Origin of the sequence: Desertibaculum subflavum (assembly GCA_003576705.1) — a bacterium.
In the GTDB taxonomy this organism is placed as follows: domain Bacteria; phylum Pseudomonadota; class Alphaproteobacteria; order Ferrovibrionales; family Ferrovibrionaceae; genus Desertibaculum; species Desertibaculum subflavum.
Window position 1 is genome coordinate 25,711 of record QOZS01000056.1, and the last position, 8,283, is coordinate 33,993.

Annotated in this window: 7 protein-coding genes and 1 tRNA gene; 7 read left to right on the forward strand and 1 reads right to left on the reverse strand. The window is 68.7% G+C overall.

Annotation, left to right across the window (positions count from 1 at the left end; genetic code table 11):
- Positions 1–113: 113 nt before the first annotated feature.
- From DT074_RS22885 to DT074_RS22910, 6 genes are all read left to right on the forward strand, one after another.
- On the forward strand, positions 114–1,289 hold the full coding sequence (locus DT074_RS22885; protein WP_119422190.1) for a phosphatase PAP2 family protein: 1,176 nt from the start codon (positions 114–116) through the stop codon (positions 1,287–1,289).
- A gap of 20 nt (positions 1,290–1,309) precedes the next feature.
- Complete coding sequence (locus tag DT074_RS22890; protein ID WP_162915124.1) at positions 1,310–3,352, forward strand: S8 family serine peptidase; 2,043 nt, start codon at positions 1,310–1,312, stop codon at positions 3,350–3,352.
- Between the two features lie 51 nt (positions 3,353–3,403).
- Complete coding sequence (locus DT074_RS22895) at positions 3,404–3,790, forward strand: hypothetical protein (RefSeq protein WP_119422192.1); 387 nt, start codon at positions 3,404–3,406, stop codon at positions 3,788–3,790.
- A gap of 194 nt (positions 3,791–3,984) precedes the next feature.
- Positions 3,985–5,160, forward strand: coding sequence for a hypothetical protein (locus DT074_RS22900; RefSeq protein ID WP_162915125.1), 1,176 nt, complete (start codon positions 3,985–3,987; stop codon positions 5,158–5,160).
- Positions 5,161–5,180: 20 nt separating this feature from the next.
- Positions 5,181–6,821, forward strand: a complete 1,641-nt coding sequence (locus DT074_RS22905) for a hypothetical protein (protein ID WP_162915126.1) — start codon at positions 5,181–5,183, stop codon at positions 6,819–6,821.
- A gap of 39 nt (positions 6,822–6,860) precedes the next feature.
- Positions 6,861–7,673 carry a caspase family protein gene (locus tag DT074_RS22910; protein WP_119422195.1) on the forward strand — a complete coding sequence of 271 codons (813 nt, stop codon included), beginning with the start codon at positions 6,861–6,863 and terminating at the stop codon, positions 7,671–7,673.
- 201 nt (positions 7,674–7,874) lie between these two features.
- Here the strand turns inward: DT074_RS22910 and DT074_RS22915 are convergent.
- A tRNA-Ser gene (locus tag DT074_RS22915) sits at positions 7,875–7,965 on the reverse strand.
- A gap of 123 nt (positions 7,966–8,088) precedes the next feature.
- On the opposite strand from DT074_RS22915, the gene DT074_RS22920 reads away from it, so the two are divergent.
- On the forward strand, positions 8,089–8,283 hold a 195-nt coding region (locus DT074_RS22920; protein ID WP_162915127.1), incomplete at its 3' end, for an HAD hydrolase-like protein.

An 8,283-nucleotide genomic window follows, 5' to 3' on the forward strand; every position in this document is an offset into this window, starting at 1 on the left:
GACACCGCCTACTATTGCGACACGTATGGGCAGCCCGCATCCTCCGACCACACCGGCATGCACGTTTCGCCGACGCGGCGACGGCGTTGCCGCGACGAGGCAAGGGGGGACCGATGGCGCAGAGCTTCTTCAACGCGGACAACGCGGACAACGCGGACAACGCCGACAACGCCGACAACGCCGATAATGCGGACAATGCCGGACTGATGCCGGGCAGCGGTTTCGTCGGCCGGCTGGCTTCGCCCTATACATCCGGCGCGCTGATCGGCACCCGCGACGGCATTGTCGGACCGTGGATCCAGCCGCTCAAGGCGCCGGCCATCGCCGAGCCCGACCTGAACAGCGCAATGCAGCGCTGGTCGCCGCGCATCCGGGCGCATGTCGTGGACTTCGAGCTGACGTCATCGCTGCAATACTTCGGCAACTGGGGTACCGACGGCAGCGCCAAGATCCAGGCCCGCGACGCCAAGCCGCTGGGCAGCGACCCGGAGCAGGGCGACGGGCAGATCGTCAAACTGCTGCGCATGGCCCCCAAAAAGGTACTAGAGTACCAGCTTCAGTACGTGCGGATCTATGCCGACCTGCGCCGCGATCGCGCCAACGAGATCCTGTCCCAGCTCAGCGGCATCGAGTCCTTCTTTGCGTCGGTGGCCTATCTGCACCGCGAGCGGACGCGGTTCACGCTCGAGCTGCTCGCCGCGTTCATGCGCGCCCTGGTGCCGGCGGAGATGCGGGTCAAACACGCATTGGTCGCGCCGCGGCCGTCCGAGTACAGCCCGCAGATCCAGCCGGTGATCCTGGTGCCGGGACACAGCTCCCTGCCCAGCGGCCATGCGGTGGAAGCCTTCATGATGGCGACGGTCCTTTCCGTCCTGCTGGAAAGACAGAGCGAGCCGTTGCCGTGGCCGTGGCCGCCGAGGTGCTATGTCGGGGGCGGCTGGCGGGAGCAGTTCATGCGCCTGGCGGCGCGCATCTCGGTCAACCGAGTCATCGCCGGCGTCCATTTTCCGGTCGACAATGCCGCCGGCATGGTGATGGGCGTGTTGCTCGGTGCCTATTTCGTCATGCTGGCGCAAGGCGGCGAAAGAGTGTTCACCGGGTGGCGCTTCATCGGCGACGGCTACGAGGATCGCGACTTCGAATGGCGCGACATCCTGACCGCCTTGCATACCGGCAAGGAGCTGCCGTTCCTGCGCACCCGCGCCAACAAGTTCAAGCTGCCGAAGGTCTATGCCGACCGGTCGCCGCTGCGCTGGCTCTGGGACCGCGCAGTGGAGGAATGGCGCTAGCGCCGTCGGGGGAGAACGACATGGCTGGGACCTGGGTGGCGCTCAATCTGGCCGGCGTGCCGCACGCCGTCCGCCCTGAAACACACTGGCTGCGCGAGGTGTTCGAAAAGCTCGGACCGCTCTGGTTCTCGGTGCAAGCGAGCCGTCCCAAGGCGCGCGAGCTGCACGACGCCTTCGCTGGCGCGTTGGGGCGGTTCGACGACCTGATCCGCAACGGGGCGCGCATGGCACCGGCGAGCCGCGCGGCGTTGCAGCTGACGCTGGAGGTCTACGAGAAGCTCGACATCGACGATACCATCGGGACCGAGCTGCTGGTGCCATACCGGGCATTCCCCGCGTTGCAGGCCTTGGTCGGCGATGGCTTCGCCATCAGCGATGCCGGATTGGCGATCGAGGCGCAAACCGACGATGCGACAGCGATCAAATGGAAAGCTGGCGGCGCCGCCGTCGCGGCACCGGGTGCGATCGTGGCGATCATCGACGACGGCGTCGGCGTGGCGCATCAGCGCTTCCGCTCGGCGCCGGACCGCACGCGGATCGCTCATTTCCTCGATATGACAACCAACGGCCTGGACACCAGCGGCCCGAAGCCGACGGAGGAGCTGCTGGCGCGGTCCTGGACGGCGGAGCAGATCAACCAGCTGCTCGCGGCGCATGTCGAAGACACCGACGTCTACCGCGCCATGGGTCTGATCGACTTCAAGCAGGAGCGGCGCCAGCCGTTGCGCGCCGCGACCAGCCACGGCACGCACACGCTGGACACCGCCGCCGGCGAAGCGAGCGGCGCCGGCGGCTATCCGATCATTGCCGTGCAGCAGCCGGCGCAGGTTGCCGAAGACCGCTCGGATGCGTGGATGCCGCAAACGCTGAAGCGCGCGCTCGACTGGATTCTGGTCAAGGCGGTCGACTTGTCGTGGGAATACGGCCGCGAGCGCATCCCGCTGGTGCTGAACTGCAGCGTCGGCAGCATGGCCGGACCGCTCGACGGCCAGAGCGACATGGAGCGCCGCTTCACCCAGTTCCTGCGCGTCTACCGCGCTGGCGACGATCGGCTGGCCCATGTCGTGCTGTCGGCCGGCAACAACCTGCAGGCACGGGCCGCCGCCCGCCACAAGGCGGGCGACAAATGCCCGATCAGGTGGCGCGTGCAGCCCGACGACCGCACGCCGAGCTACGTGCAGATCTGGCTGCCTCTGGTCGATGCCGGCGCGCCGCAGCAGGTCGCGGTCAGGCTGTGCCCGCCGCGTGGCGGACCGGCGACGGCGGCACCTTCGGAACGCGAGAAGGTGGTGCAGTGGCAGGTCGACAGCAAAGTTCTGGCCAGCATCTACCATCAGATACACCGGCGGCCCGGCAACAAGATGCGCGAGTGCATCACCATTGCGATCCGCGCCACCGCCGATGACGGCGACCCGGTGCCGGTGGTGCCGGCCGGAACATGGATGATCCACATCGACAATCTGCATCTGGATGCCGACGCAATGATCGACCTGCGCGTTCATCGCGACGATCCCGGGCTCTTCGTCCGGCGCAAGGCACGGCAGTCGCGCTTCGAGCACCCGGACTATGTCGAGTTCGATCCGGTAAGCGGCCGCCCGCACAATGACGAGACGCGGGAGGTCTCGCCGGTGCGTCGGCAGCGCACCCTCAGCGCCTATGCCGGCGGGACCGACACCATCGTCGTCGGCGGCTACCGGCGCAGCGACGGCGAGCCGGCGATCTACTCGTCGTCGGGGCCGACCGATGGCGGCCGCGTCGGACCCGACCTCGCGGCCGTCAGCGAGGAGAGCGCCGCCTTCCGCGGCCTGATCGGCGCCGGCACGCAGTCCGGCTCGGTGGCGCTGCTGAACGGCACCAGCGTCGCGGCGCCGCAAGTGACGCGGCGACTGGCCGACCTTCTGGCCGCCGGCGACGGCGTGGCCGAGCTGATCGCCGAGGTCGAGGGTTTCGAGAAGGCTCCGCATGGGCCGCATGGCAGCTACAAGGCCGCGCGCCCGCTGCGTGCCGGGCGCGGGCGGCTGCCACGACAGTCGCCGCGCTTCCGCATCCGCATCGACGATTAGGAGGCGGCGCGGCGGCGGTGGCTTGACGCAGGACAGGGGCAGCAGCAGGTCGTGTCCGACCCGTTCCGAGTCCACGACTACCACGACCAGGTCCGCGCCCGGATTGCGGCCGCCGAACCGGGCTACGCGCAGAGCGTGATCGACGACGTCATGGTGTCGTTCGAGGCGGCCTCGTTCCGCGGTCCGGTCTATGCCTATGACCCGCTTGCCTTCGGCATGACGCCCCGACTGAGCGCCATGCTCGACCAGATGATCGTCGACGTTGCCCACGGCGAGGCCATCGCCTCGCCGCAGACGTTCAGCCGCGCCCGCATCGAACGCCTTGTCGCCGACCTGCGCAGTTTCCCGGCGACCTACCTGAAGCAGCACCGTCGCGCCGCATTGCTGCACGACTTCTATCTCGCCGACGCGGCGCCCGGCGCCAGCCTGACCTTCTGACATCGCTTTTCACGCGGAATTAACGCCCGGCGTCCGTCCGGTTCACGCCCGACGAACGGCCGCGGGCGATGGTGCAGGTATTCAGCGCGCACCGATGACGAGTTCAAGGGGATCTCGCGAGGCGCGCCGGCGGACCTGTCGTCTCCTCCCGCGGCGGGTCCGCCGCTCTCGCACCCGGAGGAAGGGAAACGGCCATGCACGGCTCGAAGGCAGGGGAACTGGGGACACCGTCACGTATCGCCGGCACCGCGAAGCGGCGAACCTGCGCGGCTACGCTGATCGGTGCCTTGACGCTCTCGGGATGCGGCCATGCGATCATCGAGCCGTACATCGCCCAGCCGGGGCCGAAGGCGACGCAGATCGATTACGAACGGGCCCGGTCCGACTACGCCGAGGCCCGCAAGGTCGCGCGCGAGGCGTCGGATAAGTTCCAGGGCAAGCTGCAGGACCTGGAATACTACGATGTCGCCACCGGCACGCTGCTGGTGGGCTCGGGCCTCGCCGGCCTCGCCTTCGGCATTTTCGGGGCGGGTCGCGACGCGGTCACCGGCGCGGCCCTCGTCGGGGGCACCGCAGTCGCTGGCCGCGCCTTCCTTCCCGTCCAGACGCGCAAGGAGATCTACCAGAACGGCGTCAGCGCCATCACCTGCGCCATCGCCAACATCGACCTGTCTGCACCCGATGACGCGCCGCCGGCGAACGCCCGCGCAGCGGCCGGTCCAGGGCCACATGCTGTTCCAGGGCCACTTGCCGTCCGCTCCGAGCCACGTGGGCCGCTCGGTCGGATCGCGCGCGAACTGGCGGGACCGGCGGCTAGCCCCACGCCACGCGGCGTCGCCGCCGCGCCGGGTCCAGTGGCGGATCTCAGGGCCAGGGCGCGTCAAGTGAGGGCGGCGGCCAGGGCGACGGAGGGCACTCGCATCGTGGCCCGGCGGCTCGAGAAGGTCGCTGACCGGGCCGCCGAGCTGCGCAAGAGCGCAGTCGACCTGGGAAACACGATCGATGCCCAGATCGACAGCCGCGCCACGAGGCTGGTGACGGCAACCATCGAAATCGTCAACGCAGTCAACGCGCAGCTCGTGGCCGCGCGCATCACGCCCGAGGACGCGCTGTCAACGGCACTCAGCAAGATCAAGGAGACGCAGCAGGTGATCATCGAGAACGCTCTGGAGGTGCGCAAGCAGTCCAAGCGTCTTCTGGAGCAGGCAGAGGACGTCGACGAAGCGGCAGCCGAGGCGGCGGAAGACGTCACCGGCGTCAAGCCGGCCGTGGAGGCGGTGACGACGGAGGCGAACGAGACACTTTCCCGGGCTGAAACGGTGCTGGCGCTCACCCGGGTGTCGGCCGCTTGCCTGGACGGCTTGAAATAGCGGTGCGCGGGGAACCCATGATGAAGACCGTTATCGGTCAATCCGCATGCACCTCGGAGAAAACCGCCATTCGGGCCTCGTGGACACGCCGGGCCGGCCGCGCGCTCTACTTCCTCGCCCTGCCGGCCGTGGCGCTGACTGCCAGCGCTGGTGCCTGGGCCGAGGTGGCCAACTACTCGCTGTCGACCAAGACGATCTACATCCAGCCGGGCGCACGATCGGGAAGCGTCACGGTGCTGCTGCATGCCACCAACGTGAACCCCGAGGCCATGGACAAACCGCTGTCCACGCCGGTCGACCTCGGCAAACCGGACGGCGACACGAAGGTCGGCTTCGAAGCCGCGGAGATGCCGCGGGGCAAATCCAGCCGCACCTGGCTTCTGACGGTCGACGCCACCAGGCTGCCGCTCAACGCGTCGCAGCAGCGCTACATCCAGGTCGAGCTCGCCGGCGAAACCAGAACTCTCGACTACACCCTGAGCAACCTGCCCACGGCGGCATTCGAGTGGACGGTCGTGCCGTTGCCCGCCGAGTTCAGCCAGGAAGCGGGCAAACCCATTGCGATCGGTGTCACCGTTGGGCCGGTACCGGCGACGAATGTCAGCCTGTCGGGCACCACGCTGGTCGAAGCGCGCACCAAGCATCGGCTGGCCGGGGAGCGGCTCACGCTCTGCCGCGCGCCGAGCGGCTGCGACGGCACTCCGCTCACGCTCGAACCGAACCGGTCGCACCGGCTCTGGCTGCTGCCGACCGGGGACGATGCCCTGATCGGCAAGTTCAGCGGCACCATCACCCTCACCGCGGCCGAGAAGCCGATCGGCGGCACCGCCAGCGCGACGATCTTCGCGACCACGAGCGCGCGCCGGTGGCTCGGGGTCGCCGTGATCTTGCTTGGCGTCGCCGTGGGGTGGGGCCTGACCGGGCCGCTGCGGAGCTGGATGCGACGTCTGCAGCTGCTGCGTCCCGCCGCGGTGCTTGTCGACAAGCTCGCAGCCTTGCGCCCGCGACTGGACGGTTCGCCCGGCGAAACTGCGGAGCTGCGGAAAGCCTTGAACGGCATCGAGGCAGAGCTGAGCGAGGCCGTCCTGGAGCAGGAGGGCCACCTGCCGGCGCACATCCCCTGGCCCTGGAGCAGCGACGGGCCGAACCCGACGGCCTATCGCGACTACCTGCAGGCGCGGAGCCAGCAGGTCGCATGCCTGGACATGTTGATCGAAGCCGTGAGCGACCTGCGCAGGCTGTGGGCGGCCGCCGCGCCGCCAGATCAGCCGCGTTATGAAGCGGCGATCAACGAGATCGATGAGCTGGCATCGGCGCGCCGGACCGACGCGGCCGCGTTGGCGCAAGCCATCGCCGCGATCATGGCCCGCGCACAGCCCGCTGCGAAGGGCCTCCGCGCACCGAGCGCCCCGGCGCCGACACGATACGAGCAGCTCACCGTCGCGACGCGCCGGCTGAGCCTCGCGGTGTGGGCCGGCTACGCGGCGCTCACGGTCGCGCTCGGCGCCTACGTCCTGGTCTGGACCAACAACGGCTTCGGCGTCGGCCTGGATTATCTCGATTGCCTGTTCTGGGGCGCCGGTCTGCCGGCGGCAACGCAACTCGCACAAGCGACGCCGGCCACGGTGGCGACGGCGCTGGGCGTGTCGAACGCGAAGTAGTGCGTACCTGTCAACCAACCCTGCGAAGGAGACATGACGATGGCGAAGAAAGCGATTTGCGTCGGCATCAACGACTATCCCGGCAGCGGGAACGACCTGAACGGCTGCCTGAACGATTGCGACGATTGGGCGGCGCTGCTGCGCGACGGCTTCAGCTTCGATGCCGTCGACCAGATCAAGGACCGCGCGGCAACCATGGCGGCCATGACCGGCGCGCTGGAACGGCTGGTGACCAAGGCGAGGCCGGACGACGTGCTGGTCTTCACCTATTCCGGGCACGGCACCTGGGTGCCGGACGATCCGGACAACCCGGACGAGGCGGACAACCGCGACGAGGCGCTGTGCGCGCACGACGGCATCATCCTCGACGATCAGATCCGCGAGATCATCAGCAGGCTCACGCCCGGCGCGCGGCTCACGGTGATCAGCGATTCCTGCCATTCCGGCTCGGTGACGCGGGCGTTGCTGCGGCATGCCGCGAACTCGGCGCGCAGCGGCATGGAGGCCCAACGCCAGGCGAGGCCGCGCTTCATGCCACCGTCGGACGACATGCTGGCCCGGCGGGCCCGAGGTCTGCCGGTGCGCCGTCGCGCCTTCTATCCGGAGACCGGCATGAGTGAGCTGCTGATCACGGGCTGCAACTCTCTGGAGTACTCTTACGACGCCCACCTCAACGGCCGCTTCAATGGAGCGATGACGGCCAATGCGATCCAGATCATCAAGTCGGATCCGACCCTCACCTATGCCAACTTCCACAAGCAGCTGCGGCAGTTGCTACCGAGCAATCAGTTCCCGCAGAGCCCGCAGCTCGAAGGCCCGGACAGCATGAAGTCCCGTCGGTTGTTCACCTAGGCAACGGCGTGTTCCGCCGCCCCGCGTCGCCTCGACCCGGCGGTGCGGGGCGGCGCCCCGATCCGTAAAGGGCGAGCCCGCGCATGCGGATCGGTCCCGCCCATTGCTGCTGAAGGAGATCGCAACCAGCACCACGAATAAGGGGCGCGGCCCGGCGACTATCCTGTTCTTCTGAAGAAAACGGATTGTTTCCAAGTAAACTGGCGGAGGGAGTGGGATTCGAACCCACGATACCCTTTAGGGGTATACACACTTTCCAGGCGTGCGCCTTCGACCACTCGGCCATCCCTCCGGCGCTTGGGAGGCGCGCAATATATCGGCGGCCGGGCCGGGCGCAACCCGGCCGGATCGGCCGGTCGCCGCGCGGTGGCGGGCGGCGTTGCAGGCGCGCCATGTCGCGTGACATGTTCGCACCATGCCCAATGGAAGACCCAACCGCCTCGTCGTGTTCGATTGCGACGGCACGCTGGTGGACAGCCAGCACCACATCACCGATTGCATGGCCGCCGCCTTCGGCGAGCAGGGGCTGGCGCCGCCGCCGGCCGCGGCCGTGCGGGCCGTGGTCGGCCTCGCGCTGGCGGAGGCGATCGCCCGGCTGGTGCCGGCCGGC

Bases quoted from the DNA above. Each gene is read 5' to 3' on its own strand.
- DT074_RS22910 (WP_119422195.1), top strand. From the start codon at position 6,861: ATGGCGAAGAAAGCGATTTGCGTCGGCATCAACGACTATCCCGGCAGC.
- DT074_RS22890 (WP_162915124.1), top strand. From the start codon at position 1,310: ATGGCTGGGACCTGGGTGGCGCTCAATCTGGCCGGCGTGCCGCACGCC.
- DT074_RS22900 (WP_162915125.1), top strand. From the start codon at position 3,985: ATGCACGGCTCGAAGGCAGGGGAACTGGGGACACCGTCACGTATCGCC.
- DT074_RS22905 (WP_162915126.1), top strand. From the start codon at position 5,181: ATGAAGACCGTTATCGGTCAATCCGCATGCACCTCGGAGAAAACCGCC.
- DT074_RS22885 (WP_119422190.1), top strand. From the start codon at position 114: ATGGCGCAGAGCTTCTTCAACGCGGACAACGCGGACAACGCGGACAAC.